Below are 25564 nucleotides of genomic sequence, written 5' to 3' on the forward strand. Positions count from 1 at the left end.
GTGCGGCTCTCAGCTTCGGTCGTCGCTCCAGCTCAACTGCTCGATGTAGCGCAGCAGCACACCCTCGCGCAGCGCCCACGGTGACACCTCGAGCTCCTCCACCTTCAGCGCCGTCATCACGGCATGCAGCGACACCGCCGCCGCCACGATCTGGAACGTGCGATCCGGGGTGATGCCGGGAAGCTCCTGCCGAGCCGACGCGGGCAGCCGCGCCAGCCGCGGGATCCACGAGCCGAGCGATGCCCGGGGCAGCAGCATCCGTTCCGTCCCCGACCACCCGGGCGCCGGGTAGCCGACCAGCCGCGCCAGGGAGCGGATGGCCTTCGACGAGCCGACGACATGGTCTGGCCGGGGGAGCGCGGCGAACTGCGGCAGGACCGCGGCGAGCGTCTCGGCCGCGTGGATGCGCAACTTCTCGACATCAGCCTCGCCTGGTGGGTCGTTCGGCAGGAACTGCACGGTCATGCGTCCGGCGCCGAGGGGGACGGATGCCGCGGCATCGGGCATCTCCTCGGCGCCCGCGGCGATCTCCAGCGATCCTCCGCCGATGTCGAGGAGCAGCAGCTGCCCCGCCGACCAGCCGACCCAGCGGCGTACGGCGAGGAACGTCAGCTCCGCCTCGGTCTCGCCGTCGAGCACCTGCAGCGGCTGCCCGAGAGCCGCCTCGATGCGGGCGATCACCTCGGCTCCGTTGCGCGCGTCGCGCACCGCGCTCGTGGCCGTCGCGAGCAGCGCATCCACCCGTTCGGTCTCGGCGACGCGGCGCGCCTGGGCCACGGCGGCCTCGAGTGCGACCACACCCTCCTCTGAGATCGCGCCGTCGGGCGTGAGGTAGCGCATGAGGCGCAGCACCGTCCTGTCGCTCGTCGTCGCGAGCGGACGTCCACCGGGGCGGACGTCGGCCGCCAGCATGTGGACGGTGTTGGATCCGATGTCGAGGACTCCCAGGCGCACGGAAAGAGACTACTCGCGCCCGGAGCCGCCATCGCGCTCGTATCGTATGGCCAGCCTCGGGAACAGGGCGCCGACACGGTTCGTCACACATGGCAACAGATCGACCTGCCCGAAATGCGACTCACAGCAGATCGATAATCTCGCGCCATGCCCGACAGCACCGTCCTCCTGCCCATCGCAGCGCTCGCCGTCACCGTCGTCGCGTTCGTCGGCATCGTCCTGCTGCGTCGCCGCGGTGCGGGATTCACCTCGCTCGTCCTGATCGCCCTCGGTGTCGGCATCGGCATCGGGATCGCGTTCCGCGACGGCCTCGAGTACGTCGCGGTGCTGGGCGACCTCTACGTGCAGGTGATCACGGCGATCGTGGCTCCGCTGATCTTCATCTCGATCCTCTCCAGCGTCACCTCGCTGGGATCGGCCGTGAAGCTGCGCACGATCGGGTTGTCGAGCGCCTTCTGGCTGCTCCTCACCAACGCGATCGCCATCGTCCTCACCCTCGCCATCGCGCTGAGCGTCGGACTCGGCCAGGGTGTGCAGCTCGATCTCCAGGAGGGCAGCGGCGACACGCTGACCGGGCTGATCAAGCCGCTCGACGAGGTGCTGCTCGGCCTGTTCCCCTCGAACGTCGCCGGGGACTTCGTCAGCAACAACATCACCGGCATCATCCTGTTCGCTCTGCTCTTCGCCGTCGCCTACCTGGTGGCCAACCGGGGGGACGACCCGAACCTGCGCTCGTTCAAGAGCGTGATCGATGGGACCAAGAAGGTCATCATGACCGCGGTGGGCTTCATCATCGAGCTCACCCCGTATGCGGTCCTCGCCCTCGTGGCCACAACGACCGCGACCGCCGTCACGCGCATCGAGACCGTGCTCGCCCTGCTCCTGGTACTCGTGCTGGCGCTCGGGATCGCGTTCATCGACGCCTACGTCGTGAACGGCGTCCTGCTCCGGGTGTTCGCCGACGTGAATCCGATCCGGTGGTTCCGTCTGCTGACCCCCGCCCAGTACACGGCGTTCACGACCCAGTCGAGTGTGGGGACGCTTCCGCTGACCATCCCCACCCTCACCCGCAAGGTGGGCGTTCCCGAGGATGTGGCCGCGTTCACCGCGCCGATCGGCACGACCATCGGGATGCCGGGATGCGCCGGCATCTGGCCGATCATCGTCGCCGTCTTCTCGATCAACGTCCTCGGCATCCAGTACTCGGCATTGGACTACGTGGCGCTCGCCGGCCTGTGCCTGCTCGTCTCGCTCGGCACCGCAGGCGTTCCCGGCACCGCCATCATCACCGCGACCGCGGTGCTCAGCGCGTCCGGACTGCCCGTCGAGGTGCTGGTCGTGCTCATCCCCATCAGCGCCGTCGCCGGCACCGCGTCGACCATGGCCAACGTCACCGCTGCGGCGACGGCGGCGACGATCGTCGCCCGCCGCCTCGGGAAGCTTGACGACGCCGTCTTCCGGGGCGAGCGTGCGCCCGTCGAGAGCCCGGCCGAGCCGGTCTCCCGACGCGAGCGCCGCCGTGCCCAGACCGGTCCCATACCCGTCGTCTCCGACCTCGGCATCCCCGCCGACCTCCCCATCGGGCAGTGCGAGCTGCCCGCCGCCCGTCCGATCCACGAGAGAGTCTCCCGATGAAATCCGTCCGCCGTTCCCGGCTGCTGTCCGCCCTCGCGGTCTCCGCCGCGTTCCTGCTCGCCCCGATCGCGATCCCGACCGCCGCTCACGCCGCGGGCGACGTCTGCGACCTGTGCTCGATCAACTTCGACCTGGGAGCCTGCGAGGGCCTCGGCGGCTACCCCTACGACTCGACGGTGGAGGCGCCCCCGGCGGCGGTCTCCGGCGGTGGCGGAGGCGCGCCCAAGCCCGCGCCTGCTCCCGCTCCGGCTCCCGCGCCGAAGCCGGCACCCGCCCCTGCTCCCGCGCCCAAGCCCGCGCAGCCGCCCGCGACGGGCAACGACAAGCCCGCGGCCGGCACGTCGAACTCCACTTCCACCTCCACGACGACGAACACGAGCACGGAGAAGGCGGCGGTCGCGGCTACCGTTCCGACGGCGCCGACCGGCCTCTCCCACGAGGTCGACGGAGCGACGCTCGCCCTCGCCTGGACGGCTCCGACCGACGGCGGCTCCGCGCTCACCGGCTACAAGCTGATCCTGAACGAGGGCACGCCGATCGCCCTTCCGGCAGATGCCACCGAGTACGAGATCGAGCTCGGCGAGGGCACGTACGACCTCACGCTGATCGCGACGAACGCCGTGGGCGATTCGCCCGCCTCCGAGTCGATCGAGGGCGTCGAGATCGCCGCCGAGGAGCCGGAGACGGCGGAGACCGCGAAGCCCGCCGCCGCCGATGCGCCCGTGCAAGCCGGGATCCCGCTGGCGGCGCCGCTGACGCTCGGCGGCATCGTCGTCCTCGCCGGTGGGCTGCTCACCTGGTGGTGGCTGCGTCGTCGCGCGACGACCGGTGCGTCCGTCCCGGCCGCGGCATCCGACGACGGCACCCCCATCCTCTGACCCGAACACACACGAACCGAGAACAGGAAACCTCAACATGTCCACAGCAGCACGAGGCAGACGCCTCGCCGCCGGGTCCGTCATCGCGGTTCTCGTCGCGGGCGGAGCCGTGGGGCTCACCGCCCTCCCGGCAGCAGCCGCCCCCGCCCCGGCCCCGGCGCTCGACTACTTCGCCGACACCATCCCCGGCCTCCGCGCCGACTCGGTGTTCGAGTCCGTGACGTTCGAGCGGTTCGAAAGCCTCCTGAACAGCGACGGCACGTACGCGTTCCTGCTCGGCGGCCCGAGCGATCCGACCACACTCGCCACCGCGTCGCAGATCGACCAGGTCGCTCAGCAGTACGGCGTGGATGCGATCTACACGTTCGACCCGCTCCTGGACGGCGAGTCCGTCGACATCCGCACCTTCGTGACGGGAGTGGCCGGCGAGGCCGCCGGCGCGCTCTACACGCGCCTCGTCGACGGCTACCTGAACAAGGACGCGACTCCGGAGTTCGGCGCGGGGACCGACCCCTACCTCTTCGTCTACGACGGCGACCGTCAGTTGGCGGGTGTCGAGGACCGCATCGTGGCCTCGCTCGGCGGCACCGAGGACGCCACCTCGGCGGCGACGGACGGATATCGGCAGAAGGTGGCGTCGGTGTTCGACGCGGTCGCGGTGAACGGCCAGGCGAAGCTGGACACGCAGTCGCAGTACGAGTTCTTCTCGACCGCGGTCAACTCCCGCCACCGTGCGGCGTACAGCAGCAACCTCGCCGCATACGGCGAGACCATCTTCACGGACGCGGACGCCGAAGACTTCGTGCTCCAGTCGATCACGTACCCCGAGCTCGTCGACCTGCTCGAGTCGGACGGGGAGCACACGATCCTGTTCGGCGGCACCTGGTGCCACAACACCCGCGCCGTGATCCGCGACGTGAACCACAAGGCCGCGGAGTCCGGCGTGAAGACCGTGTACGTGTTCGACCTGCGCCTGGACGGCTGGAGCGGGGCGAACGCGCACATCCGCGACACCAACTCGTCGATCGCCCACCTCTACGGCGACCTCGTGCAGAAGCACCTCCCGAACCTCAAGACGCAGTACGTGCTCGACGGCAGTGCCGGTCAGCGCGTCGAATACCACCCCGGCGGCGACACCTCCGCCGCGAAGGTGGCCGCCCGCAAGCTGCAGGTCCCGTACCTGTTCGACTACGACGGCTCCGCCACGGCGGCCCCCGTCACGAAGAACTGGATCCAGGACAACGGCCAGGCCGGCTTCCGCGAGTACATGACCGAGTGGTGGTGGATCTCCGACCTGCAGGGCCCCGCGAAGCGGCCGAACCAGACGGATGAGCAGTACGCGGCCGGCCGCGCCACGAGCCTCGCATTCGCCGACGAGGCGCTCGCGAAACTCGACGAGTTCTTCGGGCTCGGCGTCGAACCGGTGGCGACCGCCCCCGCCGCGCCCTCGGCTCCGACGGTGACCGCCGTGGGCGATGCCGTCACGGTCAGCTGGGCCGCACCGGCATCCGACGGCGGATCGCCGCTCACCGGGTACTCCGTCACGCTCGGCTCGACCACCGTCGCCATCGCGGCCGGGGTCACCAGCCACACCTTCACCGGGGTCGCGGTCGGCACCCACACGGCATCCGTGACGGCGCTGAACTCGGTCGGCAGCTCGCCGGCTTCCGACACCGCTTCCGTCGTCGTCGGTGGCGACCAGCCCGGCGAAGGCGAGCCGGGCGGCGGCGAGGAGGGCGAGCTCCCCGAGGCGGGGGAGGCCTCGGTCACCGTGACCGGCGACCTGCGTCCCGGTGGCGAGATCCGCGTCGAGGGAGAAGGTATCGACCCCGAATCCGACGCCGTGCGCATCGAGTTGCACTCCGTGCCCACCGTGCTCGGCAGCACGACCGCCGCGGCCGACGGTACGTTCACGCTGAACGCCACGATCCCGGCATCCGTCCCGGCCGGTGGCCACGCGGTCGTCGTGTTCGTCGACGGCGTCGAGGTGGCTCGCACCTCCGTGACGCTGGCCGCATCGGGTCTGGCGAACACGGGAGCCGATGCCGGGCTGCTGATCGCGGGCGGCGTGACCGCTCTGGTGCTGCTCGGTGCCGGCGGACTGCTGGTGGCCCGCCGTCGGGCGGCGTCGGCATCCTGACGCACGCACGTCGCACCCGGACGCCCCTTCCCTCCCGCGGGGGAAGGGGCGTCCGGCGCATCCCGGGCGCGAGCACGCGGATACGATGTACTCCGTGACCACCGTCGACCCCACGCTGCCGCTGTCGCCCTATCGGGAGATCGGCCGCGCGGAATGGGCCCGGCTCGCCGCCGGACTGGAGCAACCGCTCACCGAGACCGAGGTCGTGGAGCTGCGCGGCATCGGCGACCGGCTCTCCCTCACCGAGGTGCGCGAGGTGTACCTGCCGCTGAGCCGTCTGCTCAGCCTCTATGCGACAGCGACCAAGCGTCTGGGGGCGGCGACCTCGTCGTTCCTCCAGGAGGATGACACCACCACCCCGTTCGTCGTCGGCGTCGCCGGATCGGTCGCGGTCGGCAAGTCGACCATCGCGCGCCTGCTGCGCGAGCTCATGAGCCGTTGGCCCGGCACGCCGCGCGTCGAGTTGGTGACCACCGACGGCTTCCTCTACCCGAACGCCGAGCTCGAGCGTCGCGGGATCATGGACCGCAAGGGCTTCCCGGAGTCGTACGACCGTCGCGCGCTGATCGAGTTCCTGACGAACGTGAAGAGCGGTGCGACCGAGGTGCGGGCCCCGTTCTATTCGCACATGCGCTACGACATCGTGCCCGACGCCAACGTCGTGGTCCGTCGTCCCGACGTCGTCATCGTCGAGGGACTCAACGTCCTCCAGCCGCCGCCGGCCCCGAACGATGTCGCCGTGAGCGACCTGTTCGACTTCTCGATCTTCGTCGACGCCGAGACCTCGCACATCGAGAAGTGGTACGTCGACCGCTTCCTCGCCCTGCGTCAGGCCGCGTTCGCCAATCCGTCCTCGTACTTCAACGTGTTCGCGCACCTCACGGACGAGGAGGCGATCACGACGGCGCTCGGATATTGGAATGAGATCAACATGCCCAACCTCGTCGAGAACGTGATGCCGACACGGCACCGTGCACGACTGGTGCTGCGCAAGGGCGCGGATCACGACGTGGAGAGCGTTCTGCTGCGCAAACTCTGAGCGCCGTCGGGGGCGAGAGAATGTACGGACGACTCGCAAAAAACCCGCCTTACTCTTGATCCCATGTGTGGAATCGTCGGATACGTGGGCCCGCGCCCCAGCCAGGACATCCTTCTCGCCGGTCTTGCCCGCCTCGAGTACCGCGGCTATGACTCCGCGGGCGTCGCCGTGATCGACGGGGACGGCTCACTCGGCATGCGCAAGAAGGCGGGCAAGCTCGCCATGCTGCGCGACTCGCTCGCCGACGCGCCGCTGCCCGACGGGTCGACCGGCATCGGTCACACCCGCTGGGCGACGCACGGCGGCCCGACCGACGTCAACGCGCACCCGCACCTGGCCGACGACGACAAGCTCGCGGTCATCCACAACGGCATCATCGAGAACTTCTCGGCCCTGCGCGAAGATCTGCTCGCCGACGGCGTGGTGTTCCGCAGCGAGACCGACACCGAGGTCGCGGCCGCGCTGCTCGGGCGCGAGTACGCCGGCAACGGCGGCGACCTGCAGCTGGCCTTCCGCAGTGTCGTCAACCGCCTCGAGGGCGCCTTCACCCTGCTCGCGATGCACCAGGACCACCCCGGTCTCGTGGTCGGCGCCCGCCGCAACTCCCCGCTCGTGATCGGGCTCGGCGAGGGCGAGAACTTCCTCGGCTCCGATGTCGCCGCGTTCATCGAATACACCCGCAAGGCGCTGTCGATCGGACAGGACCAGATCGTCTCGATCACGCCGGAGGCCGTCACGGTCACCGACTTCGCCGGCACGCCCGTCGAGGCGGAGCCGTTCGATGTGTCGTGGGACGCCGCCGCCGCCGAGAAGGGCGGATGGTCGAGCTTCATGGCCAAGGAGGTCTCCGAGCAGCCCGAGGCCGTCGCGAACACGATCCGCGGACGCATCCAGGACGGCCAGGTCGTCATCCCCGAGCTCGACGGCCTCGACGAGCTGTTCGTCGGCATCAACCGCGTCATCATCACCGCCTGCGGCACCGCGTCCTATGCGGCGCTCGTCGGCAAGTACGCGATCGAGCAGTGGGCGCGCGTCGCGGTCGACGTCGAGCTCGCGCACGAGTTCCGCTACCGTGACCCGGTGATCGGGGCCGACACGCTCGTCGTCTCGATCAGCCAGTCCGGCGAGACCATGGACACGCTGATGGCCGTGAAGTACGCCCGCGAGCGCGGCGCACGCACGCTGTCGGTCTGCAACACGCAGGGCGCCACGATCCCGCGCGAGTCGGATGCCGTCGTCTACACCCACGCCGGACCCGAGGTCGCCGTCGCCTCGACCAAGGCGTTCTCGGCGCAGATCACCGCGCTGCTGCTGCTCGGCCTGCACATGGGCCGTGTGCGCGGGGCGATCGCCGACGCATCGACCGACGTGGCCGAGCTCGCAGCTCTCCCGGAGAAGATCGCGAAGGTCCTCGAGAGCGAGCAGGAGCACGTCACCCAGCTGGCCGGCTGGATGGCCGACACCCGTTCGGTGCTGTTCCTCGGTCGCCACGTGGGCTACCCGATCGCGCTCGAGGGTGCGCTCAAGCTCAAGGAGATCTCGTACATCCACGCCGAGGGCTTCGCCGCGGGCGAGCTTAAGCACGGACCGATCGCGCTCATCGAGCCGGGGCAGCCGGTGTTCGTGCTGGTGCCGTCGCCGCGTCACTCCGCGCTCGTGCACTCCAAGGTCGTCTCGAACATCCAGGAGATCCGCGCCCGCGGCGCCCGCGTGATCGTGATCGCCGAAGAGGGCGACGCCGCCGTGCTGCCGTTCGCCGACGAGGTCATCCACATCCCGCTGGCCGGCGCGATGTTCGAGCCGCTGCTCGCCGTCGTCCCGCTGCAGATCTTCGCGATGGCGCTCGCCACCGCCAAGGGACTCGACGTCGACCAGCCCCGCAACCTCGCGAAGTCGGTCACGGTCGAGTAAGCCCGTCTCCGGCGGAGGGGCGAACCACCCCTTCGTGTGCGAACCACCCCCTTGCGTGCGCACGCAAGGGGGTGGTTCGCATTCAAGGGGGTGGCTCGGAGAGGACAGTAGGCTGAACGAGTGATCATCGGCACCGGCATCGACCTCGTGGACATCCCGCGATTCGAGCGGACGATGGCCCGCACGCCGCGCCTGCGGGAGCGGCTCTTCGCCCCCTCCGAGCGCACGCTGCGCCTTCCCTCGCTCGCGGCGAGATATGCCGCCAAAGAGGCGCTCATCAAGGCGCTGGGCGGTTCCGACGGCGTGCACTGGACCGAGATCGAGATCGCCTCCGAGCCGTCGGGGCGCCCGCACTTCGTCCTCACCGGTTCGACCGCCGCGGTCGTCGAGGAGCGGGGCATCCGCACGCTGCATCTGACCCTCACCCACGACGCCGGTCTCGCCGCGGCGTTCGTCGTCGCCGAAGGAGCCCCGCTGTGACCGTCCCCTTCCGCGAGGCGACCATCGACCTCGATGCCATCGCCGACAACGTGCGGCACTTCCGCCGACTCACCGGCGTCGAGGTCATCGCCGTCATCAAAGCCAATGCCTACGGGCACGGTGCGGCCGCCACCGCGGTCGCCGCACTCTCCGCCGGTGCCACGCGCCTCGGCGTCGCCGAGATCCCCGAAGCGCTCGAACTGCGCAGGCAGGGTGTGCACGCGCCCCTCATGGCGTGGCTGCACGCACCGGGGGAGAGGTTCGAGCACGCGGCCGCACAGGACATCGAGATCGGCATCTCCTCCTTCGACCAGCTCGAAGCTGCCGCGGCGGCCGCCTCGGTCGACCGACCGGTGGGTGTGCACCTCAAGTTCGAGACCGGACTCTCGCGCAACGGCATCGCCCCGGCCGACTGGGGGCGCGTGCTCGCCGAAGCCGCGCGACTCGAACGCATCGGACGGCTGCGCGTCGTCGGCCTGTTCAGCCACCTCTCGAACACTTCCGCGGACGACGACAGGGCGGCGCTCGCGAAGTTCGAGGAGGGCGTCGCGGCGGCCGCATCGTTCGGCATCCATCCGGAGATCCGCCACATCGCCGCCACCGCCGCGGCCATCGACCTGCCCGAGATGCGACTCGACGCCGTGCGCATCGGGGTGGGCCTGTACGGCCTGTCTCCGTTCGACGACCGCAGCTCCGCCGAGCTCGGACTGCGACCAGCCATGACGCTCCGCGGAGCGATCGCCGCTGTGCGCCGCGTGCCGGCGGGTACGGGCGTCTCCTACGGCTACGACCACCGCACCGACCGCGACACGACACTGGTGCTCGTGCCGCTCGGATACGCCGACGGCGTGCCGCGGAGCGCATCGGGGAAGCTCCCCGTCTCGATCGGCGGACGCCGTTTCGTGAACGTCGGGCGGATCGCGATGGATCAGTTCGTCGTCGACGTCGGCGACACCCCGGTCTCGATCGGCGACGAGGTCGTGCTCTTCGGCGACCCCACCCTCGGTGTGCCCTCCGCCGCCGATTGGGCTGCGGCGGCCGACACCATCAACTACGAGATCGTCACGCGCATCGGCGCCCGAGTTCCACGGCGGGCATCATGAGCCTCGATCCGGCCTTCCTCGGCCGACGGGAGATCGCGACGACCGAGGCGATGGAACAGCTGGGCTTCCGCATCGGCGAGCAGCTGGGGGCGGGTGACCTCCTGATCCTCACCGGCCCTCTCGGCGCCGGGAAGACCACCTTCACCCGCGGTCTCGCTGAAGGGCTCGGGGTGCGCGGTCCCGTGCAGAGCCCGACTTTCGTGATCGCACGCACCCATCCGTCCCTCATCGGCCGGGCCCCGCTCGTGCACGTCGACGCCTACCGCCTCGGGTCGGCAGCCGAGCTCGACGACCTCGACCTGGACCTGGAGCACTCTGTGGTCGTGATCGAGTGGGGACGCGGCATGGCGGAAGAGCTCGCCGATTCATGGTGGGACATCGAGCTGGAGCGGCCGGTCGGCACCTCCGACCTCGATCCCGCCGCACTCGATCCCGCGGAGCTCGACGCCGACGCCCCGCGGATCGTGACCATCGTGCGCGAGGAGATCACGTGACGGCGGCTGCGCGAACCCCGCTCGTCGCGGTCATCATCGAAGACGACCCCGGGGTCCGCTCCCTCCTCGACGAGGTGTTCCTCGCCGCCGGGTTCGAGACCCACCTCGCCGGGTCCGGCCCGGAGGGCATCGCAGCGATCGAGCAGCACCGCCCCGTGATCACCACGCTCGACATCAATCTCCCCGGCATCGACGGGTTCGAGGTCGCCCGACGCATCCGCCGGGTGAGCGACACCTTCATCATCATGCTCTCGGCGCTCTCCGACGAGTCGGACGTGGTCCTGGGGCTCACCTCCGGAGCGGACGAGTACCTCGTCAAGCCGTTCCGGCCGCGGGAGCTGCGCGCGCGCATCCAGGCGCTTCTCCGGCGCCCCCACATCGCCGAGATCCACCCGGACACCTCGCCGGCCCCGACCCCGACCGTCGCGCAGGAGACGGCGGCGGAAGGCACCACGGTGCTGACCTGGCGAGGTCTGGTGCACCGCGACCTCAGCCTCGACCTGGACACGCATCTCGTGCTGGTCGGGCAGACGCGGATCGACCTCACGCCGACCGAGTTCGACCTGCTCGCGGCGATCCTCGATGCCCGGCTCCGAGTGCTCAGCAAGGCGGATCTCGCGCGCGGACTGCGGGGGGCACCCGACGGCGCGAACGACTACGTGAGCGAACCCGACAAACGAGCGATCGAGACGCACATCGCGAATCTGCGGCGCAAACTCGGCGACAGCTCGTCGAGACCGCGCTACATCGAGACCGTGCGCGGAGTCGGCTACCGACTCGCCTCTGCCGACGACAGATCGGGCTGACCGGGGCGGAGCCGCGGTTCCCCAACCGCGGCCCCGATGCCTGCGAATCCCCATTCGCGTGGCCCCAGCTTCTGCGCTATTCCCCAGTCGCAGCGTCGGCCCCCACGTATGAATCTAGGGGTGCGGAGCCGCCTGAAGAGCGGGCTTGTCCGTTCTTTGAGTAATCTTGCGATAAAGCTGAGGTTCTTGGGGGAGGGCGAGCGTCGATGATCCGCACCGTGTCGATCTGGCGCTGGCAATTGGTCTTCACCGGCAGCATGGTGGCCATCGTCGTGATGGTCGCCGCCTTCAAACCCCAGACCCTCGGAGTCCCCCTGTTCCTGGCGGGGATCACGCTCATCGTGGTCACGACTCTGGCGGCACTGCTCGTCCCCTGGCACCGTCTCCCGCGGACCGCCGTGACCGTCGTGCCCTTCCTCGACGCGCTCGCGGTCGGCCTCACCACCAACGCCCCCGACCTCCGGCTCGGCTTCCTCTGGGTGTTCCCGGTGGTCTGGCTGGCATCGTACTTCTCGATGCCCTGGGTGGTCGCAGGCATCGCCTTCATCAGCCTGTGCCTGGTGCTGTTCGCCGAACGCACCGGCACCCCGGCCGACGTGCTGCTGCGCGTCCTCACCGCGGTCATCACCCTGGGCTTCCTCGGCGTGACGGTGCGGATCGGGGCTCAGCGTGCGCGCGCCTCCCGGCGTCTGCTCCAACGGCGCTCGGAGCAGATCAACCGTGCCGCCGAGCGCGCGGAGACCAACCAGCAGCGGGTGACGCAGATCATCGACGCACTGGGTGTGGCGCTCGCCGTGGTCACGGCGGAGGGGCGCATCCTCCAAATGAACGACGCCTACCGGGCCCTGTACGGACGCGACCGCTTCGGCGCCGCGCTGCCCACCGCGGCCGTGGAGTACGACGGACGGCGAGGCGCGACCGTGCCACCGGAGCGCACGACGCTCGCTCGTGCGGCGCGAGGGGAGAAGCTGCAGGACGAGAGGGTCTGGCTGTTCGACGGCACCGGGCAGTGGCACGCGCTCGAGGTGACCACGCAGGCGGTGGCCAGCGCGAGAGCGAGCGATCAGATCACCCTCGTCATCATCGACGACGTCACGATGCTTCTGGAAGCAGCCGAGGAGCGGCGCGCGCTCACCGCGATCGTCTCGCACGAGCTGCGCAACCCCCTCACCGCGATCGTCGGCCATGTCGACCTGCTGCGCGAGCGCGAAGACCTCCCCGGTCGCGTGCCCGCACAGCTCGAGGTCATCGCGAACGCGGGAGAGCGGATGCAAGAACTCGTCACGAACATGCTGGACCAGACGGGACGACCGGCGGAGGACCCCTTCGAGCCGGTGGACCTTCGTCAGGTCTTCGAGGCCGCCGCCGCATCCTCGGCCCCGCTGATCACGGCCAACCGTCAGCGACTCGAAGTCACCGGCGTCGACTCCCTGGTGATCTACGGCGATGCGTTCCGGCTCCGTCAGGTGCTCGACAATCTGCTCGGCAACGCCGTCAAGTACACGCCGTCAGGCGGAAGCATCACGGCACGGTTGCGCGCGATGGGCGCGCAGGCCGAGCTCGTCCTCTCCGACACGGGTATGGGTGTCGCACCGGACGAGCTTCCGCGACTGTTCCAGCCGTACTTCCGCTCCGACGGCGCCATCCGCGGCGGCATCGCCGGCACCGGTCTCGGCATGGGGATCGCCCGCGAGATCGTGGTCGCGCATGACGGCAGCATCGACGTCGCGAGCGAGCTCGGGCAGGGCACCACCATCACACTCCGCTTCCCCCGCCGTCGCAGGAAAGAGGTGCAGGCATGACGCCTCTCGTACCCGTCAACGTCGACATCACCACGAGCATGGTGGCGGTGGTGACCGTGCTGACCGCGCTGGTGCTGGGACTGGCCACACTCGCCCGTCCGTCGCGGGCCACGATCGTCTGGGGAACGGCCTTCGGCCTCGGCATGCTCGGCGCCTACCTCTGGCTCGCCGGTCACCAGAGCGACTTCCAGCCGCTGCGCAGCGCGGCATCTGCTCTCCTGCTGTGCGTCGAGCCCTTGATCTGGCTCGGCCTGCGGATGCACTTCGGCCGGCGTGCCCCATGGTGGCCCGTGCTGACATTCGTGGCCACCGCTCTCGTGCTGGTCGTCGCGACCTCGGACACGGCGTGGTACCTGCCTTCCTTCCACCTCGTCTTCCTCGGCAGCGGCGTCTTCGCCGGGTTGGTCGCCTATGAGCTGCTCCGTGGGCATCCGGTCACGCGAGACATCGTGCTGCCCCTCGCGCTGGCGTCGTGCGGCTTCGTCGTGGTGGCGGTCGCCAGCGCGATCAGCGCGCTCGCGGTGGGCCCTGCGAGCACCGATGAGCAGCTGAGCGCTCTGCGGGGCATGAACGCCGTCGGCACGCTCATCGTGAGCACCTGCGCGGCCTTCACGCTGGTGCTGCTGGTGCGGGTGGGAGCGCCGCAGCAGACCGAGGTCGACGGCGTCGCCCAGCGGGCGCGTCGCAGGCTCCGGAAGGCCGAGGCTCAGAACGATCACGGCTGGTCGGTGCTCGAGGTGCGCCTGGACGACCCCGCCGACCTTCGCGAGGCCACGACCGGCTCGGAGTTCGCCCGCATCGTCGATCGCTTCCACGCCGACATCGAGGAGGCCCTCCCGCCTCTCGCCGACGCCGAGCGGGTCGATGACGGCCGGGCGATCGTGGTGATCCGCGCCAGCGACGAGGCCGTCCGGTTCCACATCCGGGCGGTGCTGAGCCGTATCTCCGACATCGAACGCGATGGTGCGGTCGACGGTATCCGCTGCTCGGCCAGCATCGGATGGGCGGCGGCGGACACCTGCGGCTACGACTACGACGCGCTCGTGGCGGAGGCGGCACGCGCGGCCGGACGTGCGCGTGAGGCGGGTGGCGACCAGTGGAAACGGGCGACAGGGGTGGGCGCCGCCACCGCCTGATCGTCGAGTGCGGCCGCGCCGACTAGGACGGGCGGGACTCGCGGCCCCTGGCGAGGGCGGCGACGATCGCGTCCTCGGCATCGGCTCCGGTCTCGGCCGCGGCCGACACGTTCTCGGCGACCACGGCTTCGATGATCTCGGTGCGCTGGATGCGCGTCTCGCGCGGCGCCTTCACGCCGATGCGAACGCTGTCGCCCTTGATCTCGAGCAGCGTGATCTCGATGTCGCCGTCGATGCGCACGCTCTCACCGATCCGCCTCGTCAAAACCAGCATTCGTTCAGCCTACTGCCGCGGAGACGGCGCCGATCGACGGCGCAGGCGCATCGCGGACGACACCGACCGTCTCGATCGTCAGCGCGGCGGAGGTCGCCTCCGTGTAGGAGAGCACCGGGAGGCCGTCGGTCTGGGCCGACACGAGTCGCCGCACGGCGGGACGCAGCGACGGGGCGCACACCAGCACCGGTTCGCCGCCTTCGCGCACCGAGGAGACGGCCTGCTTCACCGACTCGACGACGGATTCCATGCGCTGCGGGTCGAAGACGATCTGCGTGCCGTCGTCGCCGGGGCGCAGGCTCTCGAGCATGGCCTGCTCGAGGAGCGGATTGATCATCACCACGCGCAGGATGCCCGCATCGGCGAAGCGCGCGGCGATCGCGGGTCCGAGCGCGGCTCGTGCCGCCTCGATCAGCCCCTCTGGGTCGGTCGACGTCCTCGCCCGCAACGCCAGCGCCTCGTAGATGCGGCTGAGGTCGTTGATCGGCACCCGCTCGGCGAGCAGGCCCTGGAGCACGCGCTGGATCTCGGCGAGCGACAGCAGCGCGGGCGTGAGCTCCTCGACGGCGGCCGGGGACGCCTGCTTGAGGGCGTCGGTGAGCTGACGGACATCCTCCCGGCTCAACAGTCGCGCGGCATGGGCATGAATGACGCTGGAGAGGTGCGTGATGATGACGCTGGCCCGGTCGATCACGGTGGCCCCGGCGAACTCGGCGCTGTGCCGCATCTCCAGGGGGATCCACTTGCCCTCCAGGCCGAAGACCGGGTCGAGGGTCGCCGTGCCCGGGAGCGACTCCAGGCCCTGTCCGAGCGCGAGCACAGACCCGACGGGAGCCGTGCCCCTCCCGGTCTCGACGCCGGCGATGCGGATGACGTACGTCGACTGCGCGAGCTCGATGCTGTCGCGCGTGCGCACCGGCGGGGTGATCAGGCCCAGGTCGAGCGCGATCCGACGCCGGAGCGCCTTCACCCGTGCCAGGAGGTCGTCCGGGCCGCCCGTGACCAGATCGACGATGTCGGGGGAGAGGAGGATCTCGAGCGGGTGCACGCGCATCTTCTCGATCAGCTCCTCCGGCTGGTCTGCCGGTGCGGCGGACGGCGTCTGGGCCGCGATCGCCTCCTCGCGCTGCTGGTTCGCGTTGATGCGCTGCGCCACGAACAGCAGGAGGGCGCCGATCGCGACGAACGGCAGCATCGGCATGTGCGGGATCAGCGACATGATGATCGCGGCGCATCCCGCGATGATGAGCGCGTTGCGGGACTGGCCGAGCTGCGCCGACGCCGCCGTCCCCATCTCGGCCTCCGCCGTGGAGCGGGTGACGATCATGCCGGTGGAGACGGCCATCAGCAGCGCGGGGATCTGCGTGACGAGCCCGTCGCCGATCGTGAGGAGGCTGTAGGTGCTCACGGCCTCGTCGATCGACATGCCGTGCTGCACGAGGCCGATCGCGATGCCGCCGACGATGTTGATGATGATGATGACGAGCCCGGCGATCGCATCGCCCTTCACGAACTTCGACGCACCGTCCATCGCGCCGTAGAAGTCGGCCTCGGCCGCGACCTCCGCGCGGCGCTCACGGGCCTCGGCATCGGTGATGAGCCCGGCGTTGAGGTCGGCGTCGATCGCCATCTGCTTGCCGGGCATGGCGTCGAGGGTGAACCGGGCGCCGACCTCCGCCACGCGCTCCGCACCCTTGGTGACGACCACGAACTGGATGACGACCAGGATGAGGAACACCACGGCGCCGATGATGAGGGAGCCGCCGACGGCGATCGCGCCGAACGCCTCGATCACTTGCCCCGCATACGCCTCGCCGAGCACGAGTCGGGTCGAGGCGACGTTGAGCCCGAGCCGGAACAGTGTCGCCACCAGCAGCAGCGAGGGGAACACCGAGAAGTCCAGCGGCTTCTTCACGAACATCGACGTGAGCAGGATCACGAGGGCGAACATGATGTTCAGGATGATGAGGATGTCGAGCAGGAACGGCGGCACCGGGACGACGAGCAGCATGATGATGCCGACGACTCCGATGGGAACCATGAGCTTGACGAACAGCTGTCTCATGCGGTCCTCCGGTAGGGAAGGGTGTGGATGCCGCGGGCGGCGCCGCGCCGACGCAGGGCGTCGACGAACACGAGCACGCGCGCGACGGCGTTGTACAGGTCTTCGGGGATCTCCTGGCCGAGCTCGCACGCGGCGTGCAGGGCGCGGGCGAGCGTGATCTCGCGCACGAGGGGCACACCGGCGCGCACGGCCTCGTCGCGGATGCGCTCCGCGATCACGCCGCTGCCCTTCGCGACGACCTTGGGGGCCGCGCGACCGGGCTCGTACCGGAGGGCGATCGCGATGTGCGTCGGGTTGACGACGACCACATCCGACCCCGCGACCGCGGCGATCATGCGGTTGCGGCTGACGGCGAGCTGCCGGGAGCGTCGCTGCTGACGGATCAGCGGGTCGCCCTCGGAGCTCTTGTTCTCGTCGCGGATCTCGCGCTTGGTCATGCGGGTGTGCTTGCGGTTGCGGCGCATCACGACGAACATGTCGATCGCGGCGAGGACCAGCCCCACGGCGATCGCGGTCTGCAGCAGGGCGGCCGTGCCCTCGGACGCCGTGCCGAGCAGGCGCGAGATCGAATGGGCGCCGCTGGCGGTGAGCACCGGCATCAGCCCCGCGATGACGACCCAGAGCGCGAGGCCGATCGCCGCGGTCTTCAGGAGGGCCTTGGCGCCCTCCCACAGCGCCTGCAGCCCGAACACGCGACGGATGCCGGTGACGATGTTGAACTGCTCGAAACGTCCGGTGAGCGGTTTCAGATGCACGCCGCCCTGCACGACGGCGCCGATCAGCGTGACGATCGCGACGGCGGCGAGCATCACCGCGAGGGTCGGCAGCACCGAGGCCAGACCGCGTCCGAGCGCGCCGAGCGCCGCCTCGGGTGTGGGGCTGAACACCAAGGAGGTGACGGTGAGGAGCTGCTCGGTCCCGGCGGCAGCGCCGAGCGCGATGGCCGCCGGCATGGCGATGGCCGCGGCACCGATCCCGAGCCACGCGGTGAGGTCCTGGCTGCGTGAGAGGCGCCCCTTCTTGCGGGCCTCATTGAGGTGCTTGTCGGTGGCCTTCTCGCTGCGTTCGCCGGTGTCGGTGCCGCTCATTCGTGCACCCCCTGCATCATCTTCAACGCCTGCCCGGAGAGGGCGTCGACGATGCCGGGGAGCACGGCGTACACGGCGCCGGCCAGCAGCAGGGTGAGCAGGATCTTCACCGGGAAGCCCATCGCGAACGCGTTGAGCGCGGGCGCGACGCGGGTGATCAGTCCGAGCCCGACATCGGCGAGGAACAGCACCAGCACGAGCGGGCCGGCGATCTGCACGGCGGCCAGGACCATCTGCGACACCCCGTCGATGAGAAGTTCCGCCGGTGCGGCCACCTCGAAGATGCCGTCGACGGGCACAGCCTCGAAGCTGCGGGCGAGGCCGGCGAGGATGAGCTGATATCCACCGGAGGCGAACAGCAGCGTCAGCGCGGTGATGTGGAACAGCCGGGTGAACTGGGCGCCGTTCACGAGCGAGTGCGGGTCGAAGGCCTGAGCCAGTTGGAAACCGCCGAACACGTCGATCAGGCTGCCGGCGGCCTGCAGAGCCGAGAAGCACAGCAGCACGAGGAAGCCGAGGAGCGCTCCGGTGAGCAGCTGCAGCACCAGGGCTCCGAGGAAGGGCCCGGTGTCGAGGTTCTCGTAGCCGGGAGCGACGGCCGTGCCCGCGGCGAGGGACAGGCCGATCGCGAGCATCGCCTTCACCCGCACCGGGATCGCCCCGTAGGAGAACGGCGGGGCGATCATGATGAACGCCGTGATGCGCACCGCGGCGAGCATGGTCGCCTCGAGCCACGCGAAGTCGATGGGGATGTACACGTCGTCACCCGCTCAGCAGTGAGGGGATGCGGGCGAACATCTCGTTCGTGAAGGCGATCATCTCGGCGATCATCCAGTTGCCGGCGATGAGCAGTGCGATACCCACGGCGACGATCTTCGGCACGAACGACAGCGTCACCTCCTGCACCTGGGTGATGGACTGCAGCAGCGAGATCGCGAAACCCACGACCAGCGCCGTGACGAGCACCGGGGCGGCCAGCTTCGCCGCGATGATCAGGCCCTGGGTGCCGATGTCGATGACCGCCTCCGGGCTCATCCCACACCTCCGTAACTCTCCAGCAGGGCGCGGATGATGAGCCCCCAGCCGTCGACGAGGATGAACAGCAGGATCTTGAAGGGCAGCGAGATCATCACGGGCGGCAGCATCATCATGCCCATCGACATCAGCGCGGCCGCGACGACCAGGTCGATGACCAGGAACGGGATGAAGATGACGAAGCCGATGATGAAGGCGGCGCGCAGCTCGGAGATCATGAACGCGGGGATGAGCGTGTACATCGGCACGCTCGAGGGATCCTCGGGATTGGGCTGGCCCGCCATCCGGGTCATCAGGGCCAGGTCCTCTTCGCGCGTGAAGCGCAGCATCCACTCCTGCAGCGGCAGCTGACCGACGTCGATCGCCTGAGTGAACGTGAGCGTGCCGTCGATGTACGGCTGCACGGCGACCGTGTTGATCTCGGTCAGCACCGGCCACATGATGAACAGCGACAGGAACAGGGAGAGCCCGGCCAGCACCTGGTTCGGCGGGATCGTGGGCAGCGACAGGGCGTTCCTGGTCATCGCCAGCACGACGAAGATCTTCGTGAACGACGACATCATCAGCAGGAGTGCGGGGGCGACCGAGAGCAGCGTGATGCCCAGCAGCGTCAGGATCGATCCCGAAGGGCCGCCGTCGACGCCGTTGATGTCGATCGTGACGCCCTCGCCCGGGTCGTCGGGTGTGACCTCGGCGTGGGCGGCGGGGCCGGAGAGCAGCGTGAGCGCCGCGACCAGGACGAGGGCTGCGACGAGGATCAGTGCGACACGTCGCAGCGCGCGGCCGTCGACGACCCCACGGGACGCGCTCATCGCGTGCGCCGGATGGCCTCGGCGGTCTGCCGCCAGGTTTCGGGGGAGAGGATGGAGCCGCGCAGCGGATCGTTCCGGTGACGGACGCGGCGCTGCGGAGCCGGCCCAGAGGCCGATGCCGAGGTCGTCTCGGTCCGGGCGGTCGCGGCGAGGATGCGGTCGAACTCCTCGGCATCGGACGCCGCTTCCGACGTCGCCGCCGACCACACGGGACGGGTGTCCTCGTCGGGCTGAGCAGCGGCCTTCACCGGCAGCTTGTCGACCACGCTCACGCCGTGTTCGGTGACACCGAGGACGTAGCGGGCGTCCTCGGTCTGGACCACGACGACCTGCGCCTTCGGACCCACGCCCTGCCGCCCGAGCACCGTGATGACCTCACCGTCGCGACGACGAGCCTGCGTGCGCGCGACGCGACGCTGCAGGAACCACAGCACCCCGAGCACTGCGGCGAGCGAGAGCACGACCCGCAGGCCGAGCAGGAGGTCGTCCAGGGTCAGGCCTCGACGTTCTCGAGGATGCGGGTGATCCGCACCGCGTAGTCCTGGTCGACCACGACCACCTCACCATGGGCGATGATGCGGCCGTTGAGCTTGATGTCGGCCGGAGCGCCGGCTGAGCGGTCGAGCTCGACGATGCGGCCCGGCTCCAGGTCGAGCACGTCGCGCACCGCCATCCGCGTGCGTCCGATCTCGACCGTGAGCTCCATCTCGACGCCGGCGATGCGGTGCAGTCGGCGGGACGGGCTCGATGCCGCTGCCGGGGTGCGCGTGACGACGACGGCAAGGCGGCCGATCGTGCGGTCCGTGTCGTCCTGCAGGTCGAACAGCTGCGCCGACGGGTTCGAGAAGAGCGGAGAGGCGTCGCCGATCACGGCCTCGCCCAGCGCGCCGGCTCCCAGCGCGCTCGTCGAGGCTTCCAGGGCATCGCGCAGACGGTCGGCCAGGGGCGCGCCCGCGAGTCCGTCGACCAGGATCTCGGGGTCGAAGAGCTGCACGGCGAGCTGCGCGCTCGCCTCGCCGACGAACTGCACGATCACGGCGTCGCCGGTGTCTCCGGAGACCTGCGAGGCGCGAGCGGTCAGTGCAGCCGCGGTCGGCAGCGACGCGGCGAAGGCGGCGGCGACGGCGGACTCATAGGTGGTGGTGCTGGTCACGCGGGCTCCTCGGCGAAGACGGGATCGGGGACGGTGGTGGCGACGACGCATGCGAGACGGGCGCCGGCGCTGCCCACGGCGGCGGTGGCGACGGTCTGATCGCCCACGGCGAGCAGCATCGGGCGGTCGGCGGAGTGCGGGAAGGAGACGATGTCGCCGACGGCGAGGTCGAGCACCTCGCGGGGGAGCACCGCGCGCGGAGCGAGCCGCAGCGAGAGTTCGACGGGGGAGACCTCGACCTGGCGTCGGACCAGCCCGGGCGCTGCGGCGCGGTCGGCGTCGGAGGTGCGCACGGTGAAGCCGGCGAGGACCGACGCCGGCAGCATGACGCTCACCGGCACCGCCCGGCCAGCGAGGCGCATCGAGAAGCGGGCGACGATGACCGGTTCGCCCGATGCCGCGACCTGCGCGAACTGCGAGCTGTACTGGATGCCGCTCACGGTCACACCGGAGGGGAGCAATCCGTCGAGGGAGCCGGTCAGGTGGTCGAGCGCGTCGACGATGAGCGAGCGGATCAGCGCCTGCTCGATCGGGGTGAAGGTGCGGTCCTCCGACGTCGACGATGCGCGCCCTCCGACCATCTGCACGATCCAGGTCGTGGCAGCGGAGGTCGGCAGCTGCACGATGAGCCGCTCGTCGGAATCGGGCAGTGCGCACACGATGAGGGTCGTCGTGGTCGGCAGCGAGGCGGCGTACTCGCCGTAGGTCAACATCCCGACATGCTCGACGGCGATGGTGGCACGCACGTGGATCTTCGCCGAGAGCTGCGCCGACCACTGCCGGGAGAACGTCTCGAAGGCCAGCTCCAGGGCGCGGGTGTGCTCGCGCGAGAGGGTCGCCGAACGGCCGAAGTCGTACACCTCGACCTCGGCGGTCTTCGTCGCCGTCGCTGTGCGCACGTCGGAGCGCACGCTGTCCTCGATCACCACGAACCCGACTATCGGGCGGTGATCGGCGTGCGTTAGGCGGGAACGGTCAGGAGGACGGCTGCGCGGCCTGCGCTTCGGGGATGAGTGCTCGCACCTCCTCCTTCGCATCCGAGAGGACGACGATGTCGACGCGCCGGTTCTGGGCCAGCGCCGCGGGCGAGGAACCCGCCGCGACGGGCCGCGTGTCGCCGAACCCGACCGACTTCAGGTGCCCCGGCGGCAGCCCGGACGACTCGACGAGGTGCCGAAGCACCTGGGTGGATCGGCCGGCCGAGAGCTCCCAGTTCGTCGGGAACGGGGCGACCGATCCGCGGACGTCGGCGTGACCTTCGACCGAGATCTCGTTCGGGGCGGTGACCAGGACCGAGCCGAGTGCATCGAGCACCAGGACCGCCTTCGAGCTGAGGGTGGTGCTGTTCGTGGTGAAGAACGTCTCGGCGCTGACGAGTCCGATCGTCAGGCCCCGCTCGTCGATCGTGAAGGTGACGTCGGCTTCGAGGCCGTTCTCGGCGAGCACCTGGCGCAGACGCTCACGGAGGGCGGAGAGCTCGTCGAACTCGGTCTGCGCGGCCGCCAGGTCGACGTCGGCGAAGTCCTCGCCCTTCTCGTCGACCAGCTCCGGAGGGACGACGACCCCGGTGACGGCATCCACGTCCTTCGACGGCTCCTGACCGAACCCGGTCGCGAGGGAGGCGCTGAGCGCCTCGAACTTCTCCTGGTCGACGGTCGACATCGCGAACAGCACGATGAACATGCACATCAGCACGGTCACCATGTCCATGTAGGACGCCATCCACCGCTCGTCCGGACCGCTGTGCTCCTCCTGGGGCACGCGGCGACGGGCCCGGACGCTCATGACCCCTGCTCCGTCTCCTCGGGTTCCGAGGTGCGAGCCTTCCGACCGGAGCGGGCGGAGGGGCGCTCGGACACGAGTGCGCGCAGACGTTCGCCGACGAACTGCGGCGGGGCGCCGGCCTGTACGGCCAGCATGCCCTCCATGAGCACGGTCATGCGTTCGAGCTCGAGCTCGCCGAGACGCTGGAGACGTCCGCCGATGGGCAGCCAGATGAAGTTGGCCGACAGGAGACCCCACAGCGTCGCCACGAATGCCGTCGCGATCATGGGACCGAGGGTGTCCGGCTTGTCGAGCTTCTCCAGCACATGCGTGAGGGAGACGACCGTGCCGATGATGCCGACCGTTGGCGCGAAGCCGCCGAGCGTCATGTAGAAGCGTGAGGCGGTGCGGTTACGGGCAGCGGTCGAGGTGAGCTCATCCTCCAGCAGGGTTCGCAGGTCTTCGGCGTCCGTGCCGTCGGCGATGCTCTGCAGCGCCTGGCGCAGGAACGGGTCCTTCTCGTCCTCCAGCCCCTGCTCGAGGGCGAGGAGCCCTTCGGCGCGCGCCTTCTCGGCGTAGCCGACCACCGTGTCGATCATGCTCGACGCGGTGCGGCGCTCGCCGCGGAAGGCGCGGGGGAGCGACTTGACCGCATGCAGCGCATCGCGCACGGTGCCGCTCGCGATACCGACGGCGATCGTGGCTCCGAAGACCAGCACCATCGGGGCGGGGATCAGCAGCGATCCGATGGTCGCGCCTTCGAGGTTGATCATGGCGATCAAAGCGCCGAACGCGAGGATCAGGCCGAGGATGAGGGACGGATCCATCAGAGACCGACCTCGGGAGTGCGGGAGTCGCCGTCGGGTGCGGCGATCAGGGCGGCAGCGGTGGCGAGCACTCCGGCCCGGAACCGGGTGATCTGCGCGATCACGTCGTCCATCGTCTCGGTGACGACGAACGTCGCACCGTCGACCATGATGAGCGTCGTGTCGGGCGTTGCCTGGACACGTTCGATCAGGTCGGGGTTCACCGCGAACCGGGAACGGTTCAGGCGCGTGAGGACGATCATGGGCTCCATCCTGGAAAGATCCGTCCGCGTTCCGGGGAGCGCGGACCCGACGGCCCGTCCTGGGCTGTCGGAGGTGACTGTCGGCCGGTGGGCGTCGGGCGTTAGCGACGGGGCCGGTGGGCGCGGAACCGGCGCGCTGGTGCCTTAACCACGAGTACGGGCCCCGTTACTCGTGGTTAAGGGCGCTAAACCTTAGTTTCGAATGGGGCGTCCGCGATAGTGCCCGAACGCAGACCGGGAGGGCTCCCCGCGATCACGCGGAGAACCCTCCCGGGAAGCAGCGAGCGGCCGCGACTCAGCGCTTGAGGTTCGTGAGTTCCTGCAGAACCTCGTCGCTCGTGGTGATGATGCGGGCGTTCGCCTGGAAACCGCGCTGGGCGACGATCAGGTTGGTGAACTCCTGCGAGAGGTCGACGTTCGACATCTCCAGCGCGCCACTGATGATGCCGCCCAGACCGTCGGTCCCGGCCTGACCGAGCGTCGGCTGGCCCGAGTTGCCGCTGGGGCGGAACTGCGAGGACCCGGTCTTCTCCAGGCCGCCCGGGTTCACGAAGCCGGCCAGTGCGATGCGCGCGAGCACCTCGGTGTCGCCGTTGCTGAACGTGCCCACGAGGCTGCCGTCGTTCGTCAGGGCGTAGGAGCTCAGGGTGCCGGCCGGCTTGCCGTTCTGCTCCTTGATGGCGACGTCGCTGACGTCGGCGAAGCCGGTGACCGCCGACAGGTCGACCGTGATGCCGCCGGACACGATCGACGAGGCGCCGGCCTGCTTGCCGTCGGTGAAGGCCAGCGGGGTGCGCGCGCCGGCAGCGTCGGTGACGTCCCAGCCGGCGGTCGTGCGGGTGAAGGTGAGACGCATCGAGGTCTCGGTGCCCTGCGCGTCGTAGGTCTTGATGTCGCGCACGAGCGTGTCGCCGACGGCTGCGCCCGAGGGCAGGTTGCCGGTCACCCGCGCGGTGGTCGTCGCGGCGGCGGGGCTCAGCGCACCCACGGGGAGCGTGATGTCGCCGACGCCCTGGCCAGGGACGATAACTCCGCCGCGCGCGGTCCAGCCCTGCACGAGCGCACCGTCGGCCGAGACCAGCTTGCCGCTCGCGTCGAACGAGAAGCCGCCGTTGCGGGTGTACAGCGTCTCGCCGCCGGAGCGGACCACGAAGAAGCCGTCGCCGGCGATCATGAGGTCGGTGGGGACGCCGGTGGGCTGCGGTGCGCCCGAGGCGAAGTTGGTGCTGATGCCGGCGACCTGCACGCCGAGGCCGACCTGGGCGGGGTTCTGACCGCCGAGGTTCGTCTGCGGCATCATCGAGTTGCGCAGCAGCTGCGAGAGCGAATCCTGGAACTGCACGGCCGAGGCCTTGAAGCCGGTCGTGTTGACGTTGGCGATGTTGTTACCCGTGACGTCGAGCATGGTCTGGTGCGAGCGCAGGCCCGAGATTCCGGCGAAGAGGGAGCGGAGCATGGTGGTGCCTTTCTGGGTGCGGGGCTGATCAGGATTTGGGGACGAGGGAGACGCCGGAGACGGCGTCGAGGGCGATGGTGGCGTCGCCGATGGTGACGAGGGGGACGGCGCCCGCATAGGAGACGGAGGTGACGATGCCCTTCTGAGTGACACCGTCTTCGTCCACGTACTGCGCTTCGTGGCCGATCAGGGCGGCGGCGGTCTGCCGCATGCTGAGCGCGAAGCTCTCGGTCGAGGTGGCCGACAGTGCGGTCAGCTGCTCCATGGAGGCCAGCTGCGTGGTCTGCGAGATCATCTCGTTGGTGTTCATGGGAGAGCTGGGGTCCTGATTGGTTAGCTGGGTCACCAGCAGCTTCAAGAACACCTCCGAGTCGAGCGTCTTCTTGCGTTCGACCGGGGGCGTGGTGCTGCCGGTCTGCACGCCGCTGGGCGGGATGGTGCCGGTGATGGGGTCGACCGTGGTCATGGGG

The 25564-nt window shown here is 69.8% G+C and carries 26 protein-coding genes; 11 read left to right on the forward strand and 15 right to left on the reverse strand.

What is annotated here, in order from left to right; all coding sequences use genetic code 11:
* Positions 1–9: 9 nt before the first annotated feature.
* Positions 10–954 (reverse strand): Ppx/GppA phosphatase family protein, encoded by a 945-nt coding sequence (locus tag AC6CHX_RS12410; RefSeq protein WP_498273070.1) that lies wholly within the window; start codon positions 952–954, stop codon positions 10–12.
* A 147-nt stretch (positions 955–1101) separates the two neighbouring features.
* Here AC6CHX_RS12410 and AC6CHX_RS12415 point away from each other — a divergent pair, with 147 nt between their 5' ends.
* The 11 genes from AC6CHX_RS12415 (at position 1102) to AC6CHX_RS12465 (ending at position 14378) form a co-directional block, all read left to right on the forward strand.
* Entirely contained in the window at positions 1102–2589 is a 1488-nt protein-coding gene (locus tag AC6CHX_RS12415) for a dicarboxylate/amino acid:cation symporter (protein ID WP_498273071.1), read from the forward strand.
* A complete protein-coding gene (locus tag AC6CHX_RS12420; RefSeq protein WP_498273072.1) occupies positions 2586–3467 on the forward strand; it encodes a fibronectin type III domain-containing protein in 882 nt (293 codons plus the stop codon). The genes AC6CHX_RS12415 and AC6CHX_RS12420 overlap by 4 nt, the downstream gene beginning before the upstream one ends.
* Positions 3468–3504: 37 nt before the next feature.
* Positions 3505–5607: a fibronectin type III domain-containing protein gene (locus tag AC6CHX_RS12425; RefSeq protein ID WP_498273073.1), complete on the forward strand. Its 2103-nt coding sequence runs from the start codon at positions 3505–3507 to the stop codon at positions 5605–5607.
* 85 nt (positions 5608–5692) lie between these two features.
* The gene (coaA, locus tag AC6CHX_RS12430) at positions 5693–6646 is read left to right on the forward strand and encodes a type I pantothenate kinase (RefSeq protein WP_136042821.1); all 954 of its coding nucleotides are present in this window, start codon (positions 5693–5695) and stop codon (positions 6644–6646) included.
* A gap of 63 nt (positions 6647–6709) precedes the next feature.
* Positions 6710–8557, forward strand: coding sequence for a glutamine--fructose-6-phosphate transaminase (isomerizing) (glmS, locus tag AC6CHX_RS12435; RefSeq protein ID WP_498273074.1), 1848 nt, complete (start codon positions 6710–6712; stop codon positions 8555–8557).
* A 120-nt stretch (positions 8558–8677) separates the two neighbouring features.
* Positions 8678–9037, forward strand: a complete 360-nt coding sequence (locus AC6CHX_RS12440) for a holo-ACP synthase (protein ID WP_091035074.1) — start codon at positions 8678–8680, stop codon at positions 9035–9037.
* Complete coding sequence (alr, locus tag AC6CHX_RS12445; RefSeq protein ID WP_498273075.1) at positions 9034–10140, forward strand: alanine racemase; 1107 nt, start codon at positions 9034–9036, stop codon at positions 10138–10140. The genes AC6CHX_RS12440 and alr overlap by 4 nt, the downstream gene beginning before the upstream one ends.
* Entirely contained in the window at positions 10137–10634 is a 498-nt protein-coding gene (gene tsaE, locus AC6CHX_RS12450) for a tRNA (adenosine(37)-N6)-threonylcarbamoyltransferase complex ATPase subunit type 1 TsaE (RefSeq protein WP_498273076.1), read from the forward strand. The genes alr and tsaE overlap by 4 nt, the downstream gene beginning before the upstream one ends.
* Complete coding sequence (locus AC6CHX_RS12455) at positions 10631–11440, forward strand: response regulator transcription factor (RefSeq protein WP_498273077.1); 810 nt, start codon at positions 10631–10633, stop codon at positions 11438–11440. Before tsaE ends, AC6CHX_RS12455 begins: the two co-directional genes overlap by 4 nt.
* Before the next feature lie 206 nt (positions 11441–11646).
* Entirely contained in the window at positions 11647–13242 is a 1596-nt protein-coding gene (locus AC6CHX_RS12460; RefSeq protein WP_452326017.1) for an ATP-binding protein, read from the forward strand.
* Positions 13239–14378 carry a hypothetical protein gene (locus AC6CHX_RS12465; protein ID WP_498273078.1) on the forward strand — a complete coding sequence of 380 codons (1140 nt, stop codon included), beginning with the start codon at positions 13239–13241 and terminating at the stop codon, positions 14376–14378. The genes AC6CHX_RS12460 and AC6CHX_RS12465 overlap by 4 nt, the downstream gene beginning before the upstream one ends.
* A gap of 22 nt (positions 14379–14400) precedes the next feature.
* On the opposite strand, the gene csrA is transcribed toward AC6CHX_RS12465, so the two are convergent.
* The 14 genes from csrA to AC6CHX_RS12535 all read right to left on the reverse strand — a co-directional run bounded on the left by csrA (position 14401) and on the right by AC6CHX_RS12535 (position 25560).
* Entirely contained in the window at positions 14401–14652 is a 252-nt protein-coding gene (csrA, locus tag AC6CHX_RS12470; protein ID WP_105711647.1) for a carbon storage regulator CsrA, read from the reverse strand.
* A gap of 4 nt (positions 14653–14656) precedes the next feature.
* A complete protein-coding gene (locus AC6CHX_RS12475; RefSeq protein WP_498273079.1) occupies positions 14657–16717 on the reverse strand; it encodes a flagellar biosynthesis protein FlhA in 2061 nt (686 codons plus the stop codon).
* Positions 16714–17805 (reverse strand): EscU/YscU/HrcU family type III secretion system export apparatus switch protein, encoded by a 1092-nt coding sequence (locus AC6CHX_RS12480; RefSeq protein WP_136042811.1) that lies wholly within the window; start codon positions 17803–17805, stop codon positions 16714–16716. Before AC6CHX_RS12480 ends, AC6CHX_RS12475 begins: the two co-directional genes overlap by 4 nt.
* Positions 17802–18563: a flagellar biosynthetic protein FliR gene (locus tag AC6CHX_RS12485; RefSeq protein WP_498273080.1), complete on the reverse strand. Its 762-nt coding sequence runs from the start codon at positions 18561–18563 to the stop codon at positions 17802–17804. Before AC6CHX_RS12485 ends, AC6CHX_RS12480 begins: the two co-directional genes overlap by 4 nt.
* A 4-nt stretch (positions 18564–18567) precedes the next feature.
* Entirely contained in the window at positions 18568–18840 is a 273-nt protein-coding gene (gene fliQ / locus AC6CHX_RS12490) for a flagellar biosynthesis protein FliQ (protein ID WP_017828226.1), read from the reverse strand.
* Entirely contained in the window at positions 18837–19652 is an 816-nt protein-coding gene (gene fliP, locus AC6CHX_RS12495) for a flagellar type III secretion system pore protein FliP (protein ID WP_498273081.1), read from the reverse strand. The genes fliQ and fliP overlap by 4 nt, the downstream gene beginning before the upstream one ends.
* Complete coding sequence (locus tag AC6CHX_RS12500) at positions 19649–20113, reverse strand: FliO/MopB family protein (protein ID WP_498273082.1); 465 nt, start codon at positions 20111–20113, stop codon at positions 19649–19651. Before AC6CHX_RS12500 ends, fliP begins: the two co-directional genes overlap by 4 nt.
* Positions 20114–20145: 32 nt before the next feature.
* Positions 20146–20805 (reverse strand): flagellar motor switch protein FliN, encoded by a 660-nt coding sequence (gene fliN, locus AC6CHX_RS12505; RefSeq protein WP_498273083.1) that lies wholly within the window; start codon positions 20803–20805, stop codon positions 20146–20148.
* Positions 20802–21734 carry a flagellar motor switch protein FliM gene (locus AC6CHX_RS12510; protein ID WP_498273084.1) on the reverse strand — a complete coding sequence of 311 codons (933 nt, stop codon included), beginning with the start codon at positions 21732–21734 and terminating at the stop codon, positions 20802–20804. Before AC6CHX_RS12510 ends, fliN begins: the two co-directional genes overlap by 4 nt.
* Positions 21735–21780: 46 nt before the next feature.
* Positions 21781–22590, reverse strand: a complete 810-nt coding sequence (locus AC6CHX_RS12515) for a flagellar motor protein MotB (protein WP_498273085.1) — start codon at positions 22588–22590, stop codon at positions 21781–21783.
* On the reverse strand, positions 22587–23396 hold the full coding sequence (locus tag AC6CHX_RS12520; protein ID WP_136042804.1) for a motility protein A: 810 nt from the start codon (positions 23394–23396) through the stop codon (positions 22587–22589). Before AC6CHX_RS12520 ends, AC6CHX_RS12515 begins: the two co-directional genes overlap by 4 nt.
* Entirely contained in the window at positions 23396–23638 is a 243-nt protein-coding gene (locus tag AC6CHX_RS12525; RefSeq protein WP_136042803.1) for a flagellar FlbD family protein, read from the reverse strand. Before AC6CHX_RS12525 ends, AC6CHX_RS12520 begins: the two co-directional genes overlap by 1 nt.
* Positions 23639–23933: 295 nt before the next feature.
* Complete coding sequence (locus tag AC6CHX_RS12530) at positions 23934–25094, reverse strand: flagellar hook protein FlgE (protein WP_498273086.1); 1161 nt, start codon at positions 25092–25094, stop codon at positions 23934–23936.
* A 28-nt stretch (positions 25095–25122) separates the two neighbouring features.
* On the reverse strand, positions 25123–25560 hold the full coding sequence (locus tag AC6CHX_RS12535) for a flagellar hook capping FlgD N-terminal domain-containing protein (protein ID WP_136042801.1): 438 nt from the start codon (positions 25558–25560) through the stop codon (positions 25123–25125).
* Positions 25561–25564 lie beyond the last annotated feature (4 nt).

The sequence above is a fragment of the Microbacterium sp. GQ128 genome (genome assembly GCF_059758615.1).